General features: G+C 51.4%; 20 protein-coding genes. 18 read left to right on the plus strand and 2 right to left on the minus strand.

Features of this window, described 5'->3' with window-relative positions; translation table 11 throughout:
- Nucleotides 1-294: hypothetical protein (locus E5329_RS29915; RefSeq protein WP_168356681.1), on the plus strand; the 294-nt coding region annotated here is incomplete at its 5' end.
- A 52-nt stretch (nucleotides 295-346) separates the two neighbouring features.
- Here E5329_RS29915 and E5329_RS18310 read toward each other — a convergent pair.
- Nucleotides 347-1,627 (minus strand): IS110 family RNA-guided transposase, encoded by a 1,281-nt coding sequence (locus E5329_RS18310; protein WP_135990843.1) that lies wholly within the window; start codon nucleotides 1,625-1,627, stop codon nucleotides 347-349.
- A gap of 439 nt (nucleotides 1,628-2,066) precedes the next feature.
- Between E5329_RS18310 and E5329_RS18315 the strand changes: the two genes are divergently transcribed.
- Nucleotides 2,067-2,486, plus strand: coding sequence for a phage holin family protein (locus E5329_RS18315; RefSeq protein ID WP_135990844.1), 420 nt, complete (start codon nucleotides 2,067-2,069; stop codon nucleotides 2,484-2,486).
- A 2-nt stretch (nucleotides 2,487-2,488) separates the two neighbouring features.
- Nucleotides 2,489-3,988, plus strand: a complete 1,500-nt coding sequence (locus tag E5329_RS18320; protein ID WP_135990845.1) for an N-acetylmuramoyl-L-alanine amidase — start codon at nucleotides 2,489-2,491, stop codon at nucleotides 3,986-3,988.
- 230 nt (nucleotides 3,989-4,218) lie between these two features.
- Here the strand turns inward: E5329_RS18320 and E5329_RS18325 are convergent, their stop codons facing one another.
- Nucleotides 4,219-4,485: a hypothetical protein gene (locus E5329_RS18325; RefSeq protein ID WP_135990846.1), complete on the minus strand. Its 267-nt coding sequence runs from the start codon at nucleotides 4,483-4,485 to the stop codon at nucleotides 4,219-4,221.
- A gap of 298 nt (nucleotides 4,486-4,783) precedes the next feature.
- Here E5329_RS18325 and E5329_RS18330 point away from each other — a divergent pair, with 298 nt between their 5' ends.
- The 15 genes from E5329_RS18330 (at nucleotide 4,784) to E5329_RS18395 (ending at nucleotide 15,216) form a co-directional block, all read left to right on the plus strand.
- Entirely contained in the window at nucleotides 4,784-5,041 is a 258-nt protein-coding gene (locus E5329_RS18330) for a heavy-metal-associated domain-containing protein (protein WP_135990847.1), read from the plus strand.
- Nucleotides 5,042-5,045: 4 nt separating this feature from the next.
- On the plus strand, nucleotides 5,046-5,828 hold the full coding sequence (locus tag E5329_RS18335; protein WP_135990848.1) for a ZIP family metal transporter: 783 nt from the start codon (nucleotides 5,046-5,048) through the stop codon (nucleotides 5,826-5,828).
- Nucleotides 5,829-5,849: 21 nt separating this feature from the next.
- Complete coding sequence (locus E5329_RS18340) at nucleotides 5,850-6,548, plus strand: class I SAM-dependent methyltransferase (RefSeq protein ID WP_135990849.1); 699 nt, start codon at nucleotides 5,850-5,852, stop codon at nucleotides 6,546-6,548.
- A 12-nt stretch (nucleotides 6,549-6,560) separates the two neighbouring features.
- Entirely contained in the window at nucleotides 6,561-7,100 is a 540-nt protein-coding gene (locus E5329_RS31775; RefSeq protein WP_330572245.1) for an alpha/beta hydrolase family protein, read from the plus strand.
- Nucleotides 7,097-7,495, plus strand: coding sequence for an acyl-CoA thioester hydrolase/BAAT C-terminal domain-containing protein (locus E5329_RS31780; protein ID WP_330572246.1), 399 nt, complete (start codon nucleotides 7,097-7,099; stop codon nucleotides 7,493-7,495). The genes E5329_RS31775 and E5329_RS31780 overlap by 4 nt, the downstream gene beginning before the upstream one ends.
- Nucleotides 7,486-8,148 (plus strand): L-2-amino-thiazoline-4-carboxylic acid hydrolase, encoded by a 663-nt coding sequence (locus E5329_RS18350; RefSeq protein WP_330572247.1) that lies wholly within the window; start codon nucleotides 7,486-7,488, stop codon nucleotides 8,146-8,148. The genes E5329_RS31780 and E5329_RS18350 overlap by 10 nt, the downstream gene beginning before the upstream one ends.
- Nucleotides 8,145-8,642: a hypothetical protein gene (locus E5329_RS18355; RefSeq protein ID WP_135990850.1), complete on the plus strand. Its 498-nt coding sequence runs from the start codon at nucleotides 8,145-8,147 to the stop codon at nucleotides 8,640-8,642. Before E5329_RS18350 ends, E5329_RS18355 begins: the two co-directional genes overlap by 4 nt.
- A 16-nt stretch (nucleotides 8,643-8,658) precedes the next feature.
- A complete protein-coding gene (locus tag E5329_RS18360; RefSeq protein ID WP_135990851.1) occupies nucleotides 8,659-9,276 on the plus strand; it encodes a class I SAM-dependent methyltransferase in 618 nt (205 codons plus the stop codon).
- A 23-nt stretch (nucleotides 9,277-9,299) separates the two neighbouring features.
- Complete coding sequence (locus tag E5329_RS18365) at nucleotides 9,300-9,674, plus strand: metal-dependent transcriptional regulator (protein ID WP_135990852.1); 375 nt, start codon at nucleotides 9,300-9,302, stop codon at nucleotides 9,672-9,674.
- 57 nt (nucleotides 9,675-9,731) lie between these two features.
- The gene (locus E5329_RS18370; protein ID WP_330572248.1) at nucleotides 9,732-10,568 is read left to right on the plus strand and encodes an MBL fold metallo-hydrolase; all 837 of its coding nucleotides are present in this window, start codon (nucleotides 9,732-9,734) and stop codon (nucleotides 10,566-10,568) included.
- Between the two features lie 22 nt (nucleotides 10,569-10,590).
- Nucleotides 10,591-11,421 (plus strand): class I SAM-dependent methyltransferase, encoded by an 831-nt coding sequence (locus E5329_RS18375; protein ID WP_135990854.1) that lies wholly within the window; start codon nucleotides 10,591-10,593, stop codon nucleotides 11,419-11,421.
- Between the two features lie 144 nt (nucleotides 11,422-11,565).
- The gene (locus E5329_RS18380; protein ID WP_135990855.1) at nucleotides 11,566-12,171 is read left to right on the plus strand and encodes an MptD family putative ECF transporter S component; all 606 of its coding nucleotides are present in this window, start codon (nucleotides 11,566-11,568) and stop codon (nucleotides 12,169-12,171) included.
- On the plus strand, nucleotides 12,171-12,854 hold the full coding sequence (locus E5329_RS18385; RefSeq protein ID WP_135990856.1) for an energy-coupling factor transporter transmembrane component T: 684 nt from the start codon (nucleotides 12,171-12,173) through the stop codon (nucleotides 12,852-12,854). Before E5329_RS18380 ends, E5329_RS18385 begins: the two co-directional genes overlap by 1 nt.
- 12 nt (nucleotides 12,855-12,866) lie before the next feature.
- Entirely contained in the window at nucleotides 12,867-14,270 is a 1,404-nt protein-coding gene (locus E5329_RS18390; protein WP_168356682.1) for an ABC transporter ATP-binding protein, read from the plus strand.
- Nucleotides 14,263-15,216 carry a helix-turn-helix transcriptional regulator gene (locus E5329_RS18395; RefSeq protein ID WP_135990858.1) on the plus strand — a complete coding sequence of 318 codons (954 nt, stop codon included), beginning with the start codon at nucleotides 14,263-14,265 and terminating at the stop codon, nucleotides 15,214-15,216. Before E5329_RS18390 ends, E5329_RS18395 begins: the two co-directional genes overlap by 8 nt.
- The last annotated feature ends 69 nt before the right edge of the window (nucleotides 15,217-15,285 follow it).

The raw sequence follows: 15,285 nt of genomic DNA on the forward strand, positions 1-15,285 counted from the left end.
CGCTGCGGTCTGGATGCGGACGGGTATTTTGAGCGTGAGGACTTTGCGGAGATTATAAATTTCAATATGCCCCAGACATTGAACGCCATCGGCATCGCCACGAGCGATATTTCTGAGATGGCGTTGCGGAAAATCTCGGCGGCAGTCCGAAATGTGCAAATCGAAGCGAAACGGCAGAACCGCACATTTGCAAGGAATATCACAAGCCAGTATGATAAAGGCAGGAAACAACCCGAAAGCAATTTGGTAATATGTCAAGAGGAAAATGAAAAAGATTTTCTTGAAAAAGGGTAACCTTAATAAACCTACGGCCTGTCAAGAACGTAAGTTTGATATGCGGTATGGATTACCTACTCTTTTCCGGAGAGTAGAGTTGACCCTTGTCCAGCAGACCGAAGAGCAGACGTATAAATTTACGGGAAGTCAACGCGAGTGCTCGTTTATGCTGATGGTTTCTTGTTTCAGCATATTTCTTGTCATAGAAGGCTTTGTATTCAGGACAGTGCCTTATAACACTTCCGGCAGCTTCTATGATGTAGTAGCGCAGATATCTGTTGCCAGCTTTGCTCATGTGTTTGTCTTCGGCAACAAAGTCGCCGGAGTCATTATCGTTCCAAACGATACCACAGTATTTTGCGAGGGCATTGGCATTAGGAAAAGCCTTAATGGAACCCATTTCGGCTAAGATACCGGCTGAATAAACTTTACCGATCCCGGGAATGGAATTCAGTACCGTGTACTCGTCAGGGCTTAGTCCCTGAACTGTCTGAAGGATTGCCTTATCAATCGCTTTGAGTTCCCTTTCAAAGGAACTGATACAGTTAAAGGAAGAAGCGATTGAGATAGTAAGCGGCTCATAGAGGCATTTATCAAGCCGGTATGAGTTGCGGGCTGCAGCCTGTAAGATTTTTGCTGTTTCTTCCGGATCAGCAATACGGCCTCTGCTCTTAGAGTTAATAAAAGCGACGAGGTCTTCTACTGATGAGTTTACGATATCTTCATTCGTTGTGCACTCAGTAAGAATGGCTTCGGCTGTGGCGCCATATTTGTTTGCGAATGGATGCAGTCCATCACGGAGTAATGCGTATTCGCTGAACTTGAGATAAATGTTGTTAAGCATGTAAGTCTTTTCTCTTGCGATACATTCAGTGATGTGCATACGGTGTCTGGTAAGACGCTGCAGGGCAAGGTATTGGGAACCGCGCCATGGTTTGACAGCAATACGTCCTACACGGGCAAAATCAGCGATCACATAGGAATCTATGCCATCATTCTTTCCGATGTCGTTAAAGGACTTCTTGTAGTTCTTGACTTCCTTTGGATTGAGACAGTAAACCCTGACAGAGAATGGCGCAAGCAGGCCACTGGCAGAGAGATAATTAGCCAGATGGACACCATAGAAACCAGTGGCTTCCATACCGATCACAACGTATTTGAACAGATGGTTATGTTCTAACACATCAGCAATCATCTGTTCCATAAGGGCAGCGCCTTCCCGGGTGTTTTCTACAGGTTTCATCCTGATGTAGAACTTCTCATTGAAATCAAGTGCAGAAATAACATGAATACGGGATGCAATGTCGATCCCAACAAACAGTGTTGAGAGGCAATCAATATGTTCTTTCACGGATCATCACCACCTTTCAATAAAAATGAAGAAGAGTAATCATGGCTTATCCCAGATCACTGCGCCGGCCTAAACCTCGCGTTATGAGCAATACCTGGCAGAAATACCCTGCTGGTGGCTAGATACCAGGATGCAGCATTTGTGTAATAAGTCTTAGCGCAGCATTAGGGTTGCATGCTTTCTTAGCAATAGCAAATGCTTTGCAGGAGTGATGAAGCAATGACCATAGCTACAGTTCTTATAGAACTTATTGTAACATCTGGGACCATGAATATAAAGTAACTTAATAACCAATAGACAGAGAATGGATGAACCAGCATGATTGAAGAAGAATCTTCGGAAAGGATGTTTAGAATTACCCTTCTGTCTAACAAAAAAAGAATAAGTCTGTAAGCTGTTTTTCTTGCTTACAAACTTATTATACGAGGAGGGTTTCACTATGAAGGAATTCTGGAACACGATCCAACTCATTTTCACTGCCATCGGAGGGTGGCTCGGCTGGTTCTTAGGCGGCTGTGACGGCCTGCTGTATGCGCTCATCGCATTTGTCGTGGTGGACTATGCCACGGGCGTGATGTGCGCCGTGGCGGATAAGGAGCTGTCCAGCGAAGTGGGATTTAAGGGCATCGCCAAGAAGGTGCTGATCTTCCTGCTGGTGGGGATCGCCAACATCCTCGACGTGCAGGTCATCGGCACGGGGAGCGTCCTGCGGACGGCAGTCATCTTTTTCTATATCTCCAACGAGGGCGTGAGCCTGCTGGAGAATGCCGGACACCTCGGGCTGCCCATCCCGGAAAAGCTGAAGGACATCCTGGCACAATTGCATGACAGGGCAGAGAACGGGAAGGGGGACGAATAATCATGAAACTGGTGGAATCGATTCTGACAAGGAACCCCTGCTACACGGCGGGGAGGAAGATTACGGTGAAGGGGCTGATGCTCCATTCCGTAGGCTGCCCGCAGCCGAAGGCATCCGAGTTCATCAATTCGTGGAACAGCCTGTCGCATGACAGTTCCTGCGTCCACGGATTCATTGACGGCAACGATGGCACGATGTACCAGACGCTCCCTTGGAACCACCGGGGGTGGCACTGTGGAAGCGGAAACAAAGGGAGCGGGAACAACACCCATATCGGAGTAGAAATGTGCGAGCCTGCGTGTATCAAGTACACGGCAGGCTCAAATTTTACCTGTTCCGATACCGCCACGGCAAAAGCGGTGGCAAAGAGGACCTACGAGGCGGCGGTGGAGCTGTTCGCCATGCTCTGCAAGAAATACGGACTGGACCCGCTGGCGGACGGTGTCATCGTCAGCCACCGGGAAGGCCACAGCCGTGGCATTGCCAGCAACCATGGCGACCCGGAACATCTGTGGATGCAGCTTGGGATGGGGTACACGATGGACGGATTTCGCAGGGCGGTCAAGGCGGCAATGGGCGGTGCGTCCTCCGGCACGGACGGATACACGAAGATCATGGGGAATGCCGTAGCAACGGCGGAGCAGATGAAAACGTACCTGAAAGCGAAGAATCTGAACGTGGCACAGATTGTCCTTGATATGGTTCCGCTGTATCTCTCCGAGGGTAAGGCGGAGGGAGTCTGGGGCGACGTCGCCCTTGCACAGTCCTGCCTTGAGACCGGCAATTTTACCTTTTCCGGCTCTGCGGTCACGCTTTCCCAGAATAATTTCTGCGGCATGGGCGTGACTTCCAATGGTATGAAGGGGAATTCCTTTGACACGCCGCAGCTCGGCATCCGGGCGCAGGTGCAGCATTTGAAAGCCTACGCCTCCACGGATGCACTGAAGAACGCCTGCATTGACCCGCGTTTCAAGTATGTCACGAGGGGCTGTGCGGAATATGTGGAGTGGCTTGGGCAGAAGGAAAACCCGGATGGGAAAGGATGGGCGGCGGGAGCCGGTTATGGGGAGAAAATCCTCTCCATCCTGAAAGGCATCCTCGGCATGGCAGGCGGCACATTGAAGCCTGCAGAAGCCTGGTACCGCGTCCGGAAGTCGTGGGCGGACGCTTCCTCGCAGAAAGGGGCGTTCAAGTCGCTGGATAACGCAAAGAAATGTGCGGATGAAAATCCGGGGTATTCTGTGTTTGATGAAACCGGGAGAGCAGTGTACGCTAGGGCGGCGGCGTTCAAACCGTATCTGGTGCGGGTATCCATCCCCAACCTGAACATCCGGAAAGGTCCGGGGACTGACTACGGCAAGACCGGGAAATATACGGGAATCGGCACCTTCACGATTGTGGAGGAAGCAGACGGAAAAGGAGCGTCCAAGTGGGGACTTTTGAAATCCTACCAGGAAAAGAGAAACGGATGGATTTCGCTGGATTATGACAAAAGAGTGTAATTGAATATCTGAAAACAGCAGGACAGCCTGCGGCATTTCAAACGATGCCGCGGGCTGTTTTTTTTCGTTATGGCTTTTCACTGTCCACAACTTAAGGGAAATGGATAAGATTTCCACATAGGTCAAGCGCTGAAATCTCATTAGTTTTGTTGTTAAAACTGTATATTTCCTTTAGCGAAATTCTCCCTGAAAATGGAAATTGATCTTAAGTTGTGGACAGTGTATGGCTTTTAGCTGGTTTTCTTTTGTGCGCCCGGCAGGTGCAGCGGCTTTGTCATCAGTTCTACGCAGTCTGAGAAGCCGAGCAGATAGGCAAGGGCGCCATACCGTGTGCCGAGTGCGTTCTGTTCGCAGGAGTGCAGGTCAATCAGCTCCCGTGCCTCCTTTGGCAGATCCATAGCCTCCAGCCGGTCTAAATATCCTCCGGACTTCCGGACAATTTCATGGTATTCCTCATCCTTTTTCAGAATGCGGTCCAGTACGGAATCCTTATCCATGGCAGAATCCCTCCTTTCCTCAGTGGTGCATATTAACTCTGAATCTGCGGGTTATCAACTCAATTTTCATGTTCTGGGGCAGTTTCTCTATAAGCAGCGCTTTGTGATAAAACAGTGATAAGGCTGTGGTCGGAGTCTGAAAATTCTGCAAATGATTTTCTATCCTATTGACAAAAGCAAGGTATAAGAGGTATACTTAAAATTGAGTTAGCGGCTACTAACATAAAACAGCCGCATTTTTTAGGGATATGAGTTAGTTTTTGCTAACTGTGATTAGGAGAGAAAAGGAGGGCGTTTTATGGTGAAGATAACAGTAGGCATAGAAGGGATGGCCTGCGGTATGTGCGAGGCGCATATCAACGAGGCTGTAAGGAATGCCTTTCAGGTAAAGAAAGTGGCAAGCTCCCATACAAAGAAGCAGACGGTCATCCTTGCGGAGAAAGACATCCCAGAGCAGGAACTGAAAAGCGTGGTGGCAAAGGCGGGATACGATGCCGTATCCGTAAGCAGTGAGCCTTATGAGAAGAAAGGGCTGTTCAGAAGGTATGGGAGGTGATGCCATGCAGACGGAAGTGTTTCAGGGCATCCTGATACCGTTCCTTGGGACGACGCTCGGCTCTGCCTGTGTGCCGTTCATGAAAAACAGGCTGAACCAAATGGTGCAGAGGGCGCTGACGGGCTTTGCGGCGGGCGTCATGGTGGCGGCATCTGTTTGGAACCTGCTGATCCCGGCAATGGAACAGTCGGAGTCTATGGGGAAGCTGTCGTTCCTCCCTGCTGCAGCGGGTTTCTGGCTTGGCATCTTGTTCCTTCTGCTGCTTGACCGGGCAGTCCCCCATCTTCACATGAACAGCAGTAAGGCGGAGGGGCCAAAAAGCAGTCTGCAGAAGCAGGTCTTATTGGTACTGGCGGTGACTCTCCACAACCTGCCGGAAGGCATGGCGGTGGGCATGGTCTATGCCGGTTGGCTCTCCGGGGATGCCGGGATCACCGCCATGGGCGCACTGGCGCTTTCCCTTGGGATCGCGATACAGAATTTCCCGGAAGGTGCTATCATCTCCATGCCCCTGCGGGCAGAGGGCGTCAGTAAGGGAAAGGCGTTCCTTTACGGTACGCTTTCCGGCGCGGTGGAGCCGGTGGGCGCGGCGCTGACCATACTTGCGGCGGGCTTTGCGGTTCCGCTCCTGCCGTATCTTCTGAGCTTTGCGGCCGGGGCCATGGTCTATGTGGTCGTGGAGGAACTGATCCCGGAAATGTCGGAAGGGAAGCACTCCAACGTGGGGACAGTGCTGTTTGCGGCAGGGTTTACGGTCATGATGGCGCTGGATGTGGCGCTTGGATAAAAGAATGGGAGGATGAGGAAAATGAGCAGACATGATGAGATCAAAAATGCATATAAGAGCCTTGGAGGGGAGGCGACATTCTATGACGGGATGATAACCTGCTCCACGCTGCCAGGTAAGGCAGTCTGTAAGTTGGTATGGAACATGAATAAAAGGAAAAACGACCGTTATCTGGAGCTTGCGCTTTCGGGTATACCGCAGGGCTTTGGCGGCAGAATGCTGGAGGTGCCGGTGGGGACGGGCGTGCTTAGTATGCCGGTGTATGAAACACTGCCGGACGCAGACATCACCTGTGTGGACTATTCCCCGGAAATGATGGAGCGTGCAAGGAGGCAGGCAGAAAAACGGGGACTTAAAAATGTCCATTTCCAGCAGGGTGATGTGGGGAAGCTGCCCTTCCCTGACGAAAGTTTTGACCTTGTGCTGTCGCTGAACGGCTTCCATGCCTTCCCAGACAAAGAGGCGGCTTACCGGGAAGTATTCCGTGTCCTGAAACCGGGCGGCATATTCTGCGGATGTTTTTATGTAAGGGGCGAACACAAGCGCACCGACTGGTTTGTTGAAAAAATATATACGCCAAAGGGATATTTTACGCCTCCCTATGAGACGGCAGGCAGTTTGGAAATGAGGCTGAAATCCATGTACCGGAAAGCGCAGGTAAAAACCGTGGAGGGCATGGCGGCTTTCCGGTGCAGGAAGGGCAGCAGCGGTGGAAAATAGGAGGAGCATAGGATGAAGCGTATACATTTTGATTTGGAAACGGACGGTTTTTACGGCGCTTACCTGCAAAGCAGGGAGCCTTCCGGCTGCACCGTTATCGCGCTTGCGGGCGATGCCCCGGAGGATTATCTTGCGAAAGCCTGTGCGAAGTGGTTTCTGGGCAAAGGCGTGAATGTCCTGTCCATGTCCACTGCAAAGAAAGACTGCGGATATCATAATTATCCGTTGGAGCGGATTGAAGCGGCGATTTGCTGGCTGCAAAGCATGGGAAACCGCAAAACCGGCATTGCGGGGGTTTCCACCACAGGCACAATGGCTTTGTCGGCAGCGTCTTATTTTCAGGATATCACTCTGACTATTGCCTTGACACCCACCGATTTTATCTGGCAGGGCGTCATGCAGGGCAGGCGGGACGGCTGCAAAGAGTGGCCTGCAGAGGGGGAATCCCTGCTTTTCTACCGCGGCGAACCGCTGCCCTATATGCCATTTGCCTGTCAGCACCACAGTACTGGAGGGGCGTTGCCGCTGAGAGCAGACGTACCGGGGATATGATCTATGCCCGTATGCTCTATGAGGATTCGGAAGCAGCACATTCCATCACAGAAGCCGAAATCATAAAAGTGGAGGATATTCACGGAAAGCTCCTGCTGATCGGCGCAGAAGACGATGTGCTGTGGAACACGGCAAAGTACATACGGTGGATGGAAAAGCGGCCGGCGGAAAAACCCCACGACTGCGAAGTGGAGGCCGTGGTTTATGAGAATGGCACCCATTTTGTTTTCCCGGAAGGGATGATGAGGCTTCTGCTGCCAATAGGCTCGGCGCTGGCCGTAGGGCTGGCATTTAAGGCGGCCAGGGCCTATCCGAAAGAATGCAGGGCCGCCCGCATGGATATTGACAGGCGCATTACCCGGACAATCGCGGAGTGGAGAAAGGAATGCGTATGAAATACATTGGAATGCCCATGGGTATGTGGACGTTGTTTGGAAGATCTTTTGAAAGGAACCTGCTCACAGGGTTTGGACTGGACAGGGACTCGGCAAAGGCGGTGGCGGCAAAAGCAAAGCCACGTTATAAAGAGATTATTGCCGGGCTGCCGGAATTTGAAAAGGGAGACCGTTTCAAAATGAATATCGCAGGCTGCGCCCTGCTTGCCGCTTTCGTGCTGAATATGCCAAAGCGTCCCGATGTCCGGCGGCTGACAGCATATTATTCCGATTCCATGATGACTCCGGCCATGAAGTGGTTCTGCCGTAAGAGCGGAAAATCCAAGTTCACCAAAAAGGATATTTCCTCAATGAAAGCCACCGAACGGTTAAGGGCTGCGGACAGGAACCCCTATTCGTGGAACATGGTTTTTTATCCTTATCCGGACGGCAGCGGCTATGAAGCCCGATTTACTGCCTGCGGCATCTGCACCCTGATGCGGGAGCTGGAACTTTATGACCTTGTCCCTGCCATGTGCCGTCTGGATCATACAATGGCCGAGGCGGGCGGGACCTCGGATTTTGTCCGGGAGTATACACTGGCTTCGGGCGGTCCGTACTGCGACTGCGGATATAAAAAGAAGCGGAAGGGAAATGGAAGGAAAAGAAAATGAACATATCAGTTTTCATCATTGAGTGCATAATTATGGCGGTGTTATTTGGTATTTTGGTATTCGGGATGCTGTTTGCCAGTCCCCTGACCTTTATCAGCGATTATCCTCCCGAAATCCAGGAAGAATATTACCGTTCGCAGAACAGGGAAGCAGCGAAAAAAACGCTGTCTAAGATTATGGCGGTCAAGAAGATTGCCGCATTGCTTGTATTACTATTTCTGTTCGCATGGATGGCGCATAAAGCCGGAGCGGAAACGTTCGTCCAGGGGCTGCTTGCCGCTTACGGATATATGATTGTTCTTGCTGTTTTTGATACCTGTTTCTTGGACTGGATTCTTTTTGCGAATATCAGGAGGGTCCGCCTTCCCGGTACGGAGCATATGGAGAAGGAATACCACCAGAAATGGTTCCATGTAAAAGTAATGCTGCCGCTGCTCCCGGTGTTCGCTTTGGGAGGTGTGGCAATTGCTTTAGTGATGACATGGCTCTGGTAGGAAAAAGGAGGAATTCATGAAAGAAAAAGGCAACAAAGGCTTTTGGGACAGATGGGCGAAGCGGTATGATTTTATGATGTCAAAAGACAGCAGGACCTATGCACAGATTGTGAATCTTATGAAAAGGAAGTTGGACAGGGAGATGACTGTGCTGGAGCTTGCCTGCGGGACGGGGCTTCTGTCAGTGCGGCTTGCGGGAAGCGTGAAGCTGCTGGAGGCGACGGATTTTTCGGAAGAAATGATACGGCAGGCAAAGGCGAAAGCGCACAGCTCCCGCCTCCATTTCTCCGTGCAGGATGCCACAAACCTTCCTTACACACCGGGAACCTTTGACGCAGTGGTAATTTCCAATGCGCTGCATATCATGCCGGAACCGGAAAAAGCCCTGGCGGAGATCAGACGGGTGTTAAAACCGGGCGGCATCCTGATTGCGCCGACCTTCACGGCGGCTGGCAGCCTGTCCGGCAGGATGAGGATACGGATCACGGAGCTTTCCGGATTTAAAGTATTCCATAAATGGACGCCGCAGGGATATCTGGATTTTTTGAAGGGAAATGGGTTTGAAATAACCTGTGGGAAAACATTTAGTGGCGGCCTGAAGCTGACCTATGCCGAGGCAAGAGTAAGGCAGTGATAAAGGCAGAAGGGAGTGCGGATTTGAAACAGAAAAAATCGGTAGAGGACTACCTTAAAGTCATATATACGCTTTCCAAAGGAAAAGCCGTGTATGGCTCGGATATCGCGGGGAAGCTTGGCGTGTCCCGCCCCACGGTTTCCGTGGCGCTTAGAGCACTGGCGGAGGAAGGGTATGTGTTTGCGGATGACACACACGAAATCCATCTGACGGAAAAGGGGAAGCGGATCGCCGAGGACACCTATGAGCGGCACAGTACGTTCTGTCGGCTCCTGACGGGGCTTGGGGTGGACGAAAAAACAGCGGCAGCGGATGCCTGCGAGATGGAACACGCAGTGAGTCCGGAAAGCTATGAGGCGTTAAAGATGCTGGCAATGGAGACGCTGCGTGGAGAATGAAAGAAAGGATAAGGAAAAGATATGTCAAGGTCAGCATCAAAATTTCAGGAAAAATTCATGGCGCTCAAATTCCGCGGCAAGGAGATATTCAAGCCGCTGAATACGGGATCTATTGACAACCATGTGAAATGCATCCGTGAATTTATCGCCAATATTTTCTTTTACACAAAGGACGGGACCACCATCATGATCGATGCGGGCTATAACTACGAATGCCTGTGGGAGAAGATGGAGTGGATCGGGATCGGTCCGTCAGAAATACAGCATATTTTAATCACGCATCAGGATACGGACCATGTAGGCGCGGTGGAGCGGGACAGTGACGGCCTGTTCCGGGATGCCACGCTTTACATCGGGGAAGTGGAGAACCGCTACCTTACGAAAGAGGTGCGGCGCAAGGTCTACGGCGGATGGTATAAGCTGCCTTATGTGGAGATCGATAACCGGAAGGCGCTGTTAAAGGAAGGGCAGACGCTGAATATCGAGGGGATAAAGGTGGAATGTATCATGGTGCCGGGCCACACATGGGGGCATATGGTTTATCTGGTAGATGACGCCTATCTCTTTACCGGGGATACCATCTGGTTCGGGCCGGATGGCGGCCGCAGTTTCCTGAATGCACTGGCGGAGGACAACCGGCTTTCCATAAAGTCGCTTGCCATGCTGAAGGAACTGCTGCGGAAAAGGAATCTGCATCCGATGGTCATCACCGGGCATACAGGGTGGTCTGACGATATGGATTTTGTGTTTGCGCATACAGACCTCGTGTGCAATGCATCCAAAAGGCAGAAGCCCCACGATCCAAAAGCGCCCTACGTCGGCTATGATGAGTCGGACAACACAAGGGAGAAAGCAGGGACAGTCCGGCTGGAGAAGGTGCTTCCTGTAAAATGATAGCGAAGGAGGAAAGATAACTATGCCGGAATTGAAAGAAAACACGGTACAGCAGACATTGTGTATGCCTTTATGGGGACGGGCGATAGCGGCAGAAAAGTACCCTTCGCTGTTTCCCGACCATGACGCGGGCAGGATTGTAAAAGAAATAGGCGTGGACTGGTCAGACAAGAAACTGTACCGGTTCCAGTATATGTGGATGTGCTGCCTGATCCGCCAGTATAACATGGCGTGGGAGATCAGGCATTATCTGAAAAAATATCCCCGTGCCGCAGTCGTGGAGCTAGGTGCGGGGCTTAGCTGCCTCAGACAGCAGATGGGGAATGAAACGAATCCGTGGTACTGCCTGGATATGGAAAATGTGATACCGCTGCGTGAAAAGCACATCCCGCATGGGAAGCTGGAACGGAACGTGGTCTGTGACCTGAATGATCTCTCATGGTTTGACCGGATTGATTTCCGTCGGTCGGATGGGATCGTGTTTACAGCGGGAGGGCTGTTTTACTATTTTGAAAAAGAGCAGGTGCGCCGCCTTCTGTGCACCATGGCGGAGCGTTTCCCAGGCGGCATGGTCACTTTTGATGCGGTGAATGCCGTGGGGCTTAAGGGCGTGAATGCGGAAGTGAAGATGGCGGGCAATAAGACGAAGTCCTTCTTTTCATTGGAAAGGCCAAAGGAAGAACTGGAAGGCTGGTCTGACTGCATCGTGAATGTGGCGGAGCGGGATTACATAGACGGATACCTGAAAGGTGGCTGGAGAAAAAGCGTAGTTACCAGAATCTTCGCATGGGTGATGCGGACGTTCCATATGAGCTTTATGGTTCATGCGGAGTTCCGGGAAGAACAGCAGTAAAATAAAAGTGTCCAATCGGTGCAATTTGGGCGAAACGGGACAGACAAAGGATTTGGTTTTTGTTATCCTAAAAAAGAAAGCGGAAATCCGCTTTTTTTAAACAACTATGGTTAGCTTAATCTAACCAACAAGGAGGAAAAAACCATGTCAAACTCAAAAAACGGAAAAGGGCTGAAAGGGAAGGACCTTATCACAATCGGCATTTTTTCCGCAATCTATTTTGTCATCAATTTCGCCTTTATGTTGATGGGAGGCATCCATCCCGTGCTGTGGATGCTGATGCCCGGCTTTATTGCTGTCTTTGCGGGGATTCCCTTCATGCTGATGGCGGCAAAGGTGCAAAAGCCCGGAGCAGTGTTCCTGATGGGGCTGATTACGGCATTGATTTATTTTGCAACGGGACAGTTTACCCTGGTGATCCTGATTTCCATGGCATCCACCTGCATCCTGGCCGAAGTGATCCGCGGGATGACGAAGTATGACAGTTTTAAGGGGAATTCTGTTTCTTATGTGATTTTTTCACTCGGAATGGTCGGCTCCCCGTTACCCATCTGGCTGTTTAAAGCTGATTTTCTCGCACAGATTACAGAGCAGGGGATGCCTGCGGATTATGTGTCCGCAGTAGAAGCGCTTTCTTCCAACGCCATGCTGGTTGTGCTGTTTGTGGCTCCTATCATCGGCGGGATCATTGGTGCTTTTATTGCAAAAGCCCTGTTCAAAAAACATTTTGTAAAGGCAGGAATTGTGTGATGGGCGTTTCGTGCAAAAAACATATGCTGAAATTCGACCCTCGGACAGAGCTGCTGTTTCTGGTGCTGGCAAATGTAGTGGCTTTTACCCAGCATTCCCTATGGGTTGAGATTACATGGGTGGTTTTGCTGCTCCTGCTGATTATTGCCTGCGGCTGTACAAAAGCCGCAGGCAGACTGGCGTTTGCTTTTGGACTCTGCCTGTTCCTGCAGTATTATGTTTTCCCAAACGGGCCGAAGATTTTAGCGAGCAGCTTTACCATTCTGGTTTCCTATGCGAGAAAGGTTTTTCCTTGCCTGATTGTGGGGACCCTGATATTACAGAAGACGTCTGTCAGGGAGCTTATGGCAGCTTTGCGCAGATGCCATATTCCGCAGGGGCTGATCATCCCGCTGTCAGTGACCATCCGATATTTTCCGGCTTTGAAGGAAGAAGTTGGGTACATAAGGGATGCCATGAAGCTGCGGGACATCCATGGGATACAGAAAATGGAGTGTCTGCTTGTTCCGGTCATGATTTCGGCAACAACAACTGCGGAGGAACTGTCTGCCGCCGCTGTCACAAGGGGGATTGAAAATCCGGTGCATAAAACAAGCATGGTTGAAATGAAATTTGGCGTGCAGGACTTTTTATGCCTGGCAGTCGGCGTTGTGTTTTGTTTTATCTCAGTTACGGCAGGATAGGAGGTGCGGTCTGTGGTAGAGATACAGGATGTTTCTTTTGCATATGAGAAAGAGCAGGGGACGCTATCCCATATTGACCTGCAGGTCGGGCAGGGTGAGTGCGTGCTTCTCTGCGGGGAAAGCGGGTGCGGCAAGACAACGGTGACAAAGCTGGTCAACGGCCTGATCCCCCATTTTGTGGAAGGCGGCGCTTTAACAGGCAGGGCGTCGGTAAACGGGATGGAGGTTGCGGATACGGAAATGTACCGCCTGGCGGAACAGGTCGGCTCCGTGTTCCAGAACCCTAAGTCACAGTTTTTCAATATTGATTCTGACAGCGAGATCACGTTCGGGCTGGAAAATGCGGGCGTTGCCCCGGAGAAGATCAAAGAACGCCTGGAAACCACGGTTTTGGCGTTAAAAATCGGGCCGCTTCTTGGGAGGAATATTTTCTCCATGTCCGGCGGGGAAAAACAGAGCCTTGCTTTTGCAAGCGTTTATGCCATGAACCCGTCTGTGTTTGTGCTGGATGAGCCGACAGCCAACCTGGATGCGGAGGCAATTGATATCCTGCGGAGGCAGATCATGCAGATTAAAAAAGAGGGGCGGACGGTCATTGTTGCGGAGCATCGTCTGTATTTCCTGATGGATCTGATAGACCGTGCCGTATTCCTGCAGGACGGAAAGATCATTCGGATTTTTTCGGGGGATGAATTTAGAGGAATCTCGGAACAGCAGCGTATCCGTATGGGGCTGCGGAGTTTCACTGACCCTGTGATGGAGCTGCCATGTGCCAGGCCGCCCGGAACGAAGGACGGTCTGTCGGTAGAAAATCTTTCCTGCACATTTGACAGGAAGACAGTATTTGAGGGGATCAGCTTTTCCGCAATTCCCGGAGAGGTGCTTGGAATCGTGGGATATAACGGGGCGGGCAAGACTACGCTGACGCGGTGTCTGTGCGGACTGTTAAAGGAAGAGGGCGGGACAGTCCGGCTTGACGGGAAGGCCCTGAACCGGAAACAGCGGAACAGGGCGTGCAGCCTTGTCATGCAGGATGTGAACCACCAGCTTTTCTCGGACAGTGTATGGGATGAATGCGAGATGTCCATGCCGGAGGGCAGGGCGGAGGAGATAGAAAAAATCTTGAAAGCCTTTGACCTTTTGGAATTTAAGGAGCGCCACCCGATGGCACTGTCGGGAGGGCAGAAGCAGCGTCTGGCTGTGGCAACTGCCATCCTTTCAGGAAAGCGCCTCATGGTATTTGACGAACCCACGAGCGGGCTGGATTATAGGCATATGCTGGGGGTGGGTTGTATGATCCGGGAGCTGGCGGGGCATGGATGCATTGTGCTGGTGGTTTCCCACGACAGGGAGTTCATGGAGAAGGCCTGCGACCGTATTTTTGAAATGGACGGAAGGAGGGATGGGAATGGATGATTTCCTGCTTACGGGCGGTACCGGCGTGAAACTGGCGGAAAACGACGGATGCAGCGTGTACCAGTTCCGGAATGAAACAGGGGAAGGGACTATCACCATCTATGAGGTTTTTCCGGGAGTCAGCCTTTCCTATAACGATTTCCATATCCGTTATTACGAAAGCGAATTCAAGCCGGACAGGAACCTCTTCTGCATCGACCACTGCCGGGAGGGACGGCTGGAGTATCCGGCGGCTGACGACGCCTACTCCTATGTGGAGGCGGGGGATCTGAAACTTGACCGCAGGCTTACCCACACCGGGCATTTTGAGATGCCGCTTTCCCATTACCATGGCGCAATGGTGTCTTTTGATATGGATGCGGCTTGCCGGTTCCTGCCGCAGGAGATCAAGGACTTTCCCGTGAACCTGCGGGCATTGCAGGAAAAGTTCTGCGGCGGCATTTACCCTTACGTCGTGCATGGCGCAGGCTCTATCGAGCATATTTTTGGGGAGTTGTACGCAGTGCCGGAAAAGATCAAGCGGCCCTATTTTAAGATAAAGATTCTGGAACTGCTGCTGTATCTGGAAGCACTGGAACTGCCGGAAAATCCTGCGGAGAAGCCGTATTTTTACCGGACGCAGGTGGAAAAGGTCAAGGCGGTGCAGCAGTTTCTTGTGGGGCATATGGATGAGAATTTCACGCAGGAGGAGATGTCACGCCGTTTTGATATCCCGCTGACGCCCCTTAAAAACTGCTTTAAATCGGTCTTTGGAGCGAGCATCGGCAGCTATCTTCTGGAGTACCGGATGAACCAGGCGGCAGTTTTCTTAAGGACAAAGCGGGAAATGAGTGTGGCGGAGATTGCCGGGTGCGTGGGATATGACAGCCCAAGCAAGTTTGCGGCGGCATTCCGCAGGAAGATGGGGATGACGCCGATGGATTACCGGAACCGCCTGCAGCAGTAAAAAAAGTATTTGTCCAATCGGGGCGAAACGGGCGGGGTGGAGCGGAAAGCGGCTTCCGAAAGCGTTAAG

This window comes from Petralouisia muris (genome assembly GCF_004793545.1).
Lineage (GTDB): Bacteria > Bacillota > Clostridia > Lachnospirales > Lachnospiraceae > Petralouisia > Petralouisia muris.

Coding starts and splice junctions, on each gene's coding strand:
- E5329_RS18325 (WP_135990846.1), bottom strand. CDS start 4,485: ATGGATAAGGATTCCGTACTGGACCGCATTCTGAAAAAGGATGAGGAA.
- E5329_RS18385 (WP_135990856.1), top strand. CDS start 12,171: ATGGGCGTTTCGTGCAAAAAACATATGCTGAAATTCGACCCTCGGACA.
- E5329_RS18395 (WP_135990858.1), top strand. CDS start 14,263: ATGGATGATTTCCTGCTTACGGGCGGTACCGGCGTGAAACTGGCGGAA.
- E5329_RS18355 (WP_135990850.1), top strand. CDS start 8,145: ATGAACATATCAGTTTTCATCATTGAGTGCATAATTATGGCGGTGTTA.
- E5329_RS31780 (WP_330572246.1), top strand. CDS start 7,097: ATGATCTATGCCCGTATGCTCTATGAGGATTCGGAAGCAGCACATTCC.
- E5329_RS18335 (WP_135990848.1), top strand. CDS start 5,046: ATGCAGACGGAAGTGTTTCAGGGCATCCTGATACCGTTCCTTGGGACG.
- E5329_RS18350 (WP_330572247.1), top strand. CDS start 7,486: ATGCGTATGAAATACATTGGAATGCCCATGGGTATGTGGACGTTGTTT.
- E5329_RS18315 (WP_135990844.1), top strand. CDS start 2,067: ATGAAGGAATTCTGGAACACGATCCAACTCATTTTCACTGCCATCGGA.
- E5329_RS31775 (WP_330572245.1), top strand. CDS start 6,561: ATGAAGCGTATACATTTTGATTTGGAAACGGACGGTTTTTACGGCGCT.
- E5329_RS18360 (WP_135990851.1), top strand. CDS start 8,659: ATGAAAGAAAAAGGCAACAAAGGCTTTTGGGACAGATGGGCGAAGCGG.
- E5329_RS18380 (WP_135990855.1), top strand. CDS start 11,566: ATGTCAAACTCAAAAAACGGAAAAGGGCTGAAAGGGAAGGACCTTATC.
- E5329_RS18320 (WP_135990845.1), top strand. CDS start 2,489: ATGAAACTGGTGGAATCGATTCTGACAAGGAACCCCTGCTACACGGCG.
- E5329_RS18340 (WP_135990849.1), top strand. CDS start 5,850: ATGAGCAGACATGATGAGATCAAAAATGCATATAAGAGCCTTGGAGGG.
- E5329_RS18375 (WP_135990854.1), top strand. CDS start 10,591: ATGCCGGAATTGAAAGAAAACACGGTACAGCAGACATTGTGTATGCCT.
- E5329_RS18370 (WP_330572248.1), top strand. CDS start 9,732: ATGGCGCTCAAATTCCGCGGCAAGGAGATATTCAAGCCGCTGAATACG.
- E5329_RS18330 (WP_135990847.1), top strand. CDS start 4,784: ATGGTGAAGATAACAGTAGGCATAGAAGGGATGGCCTGCGGTATGTGC.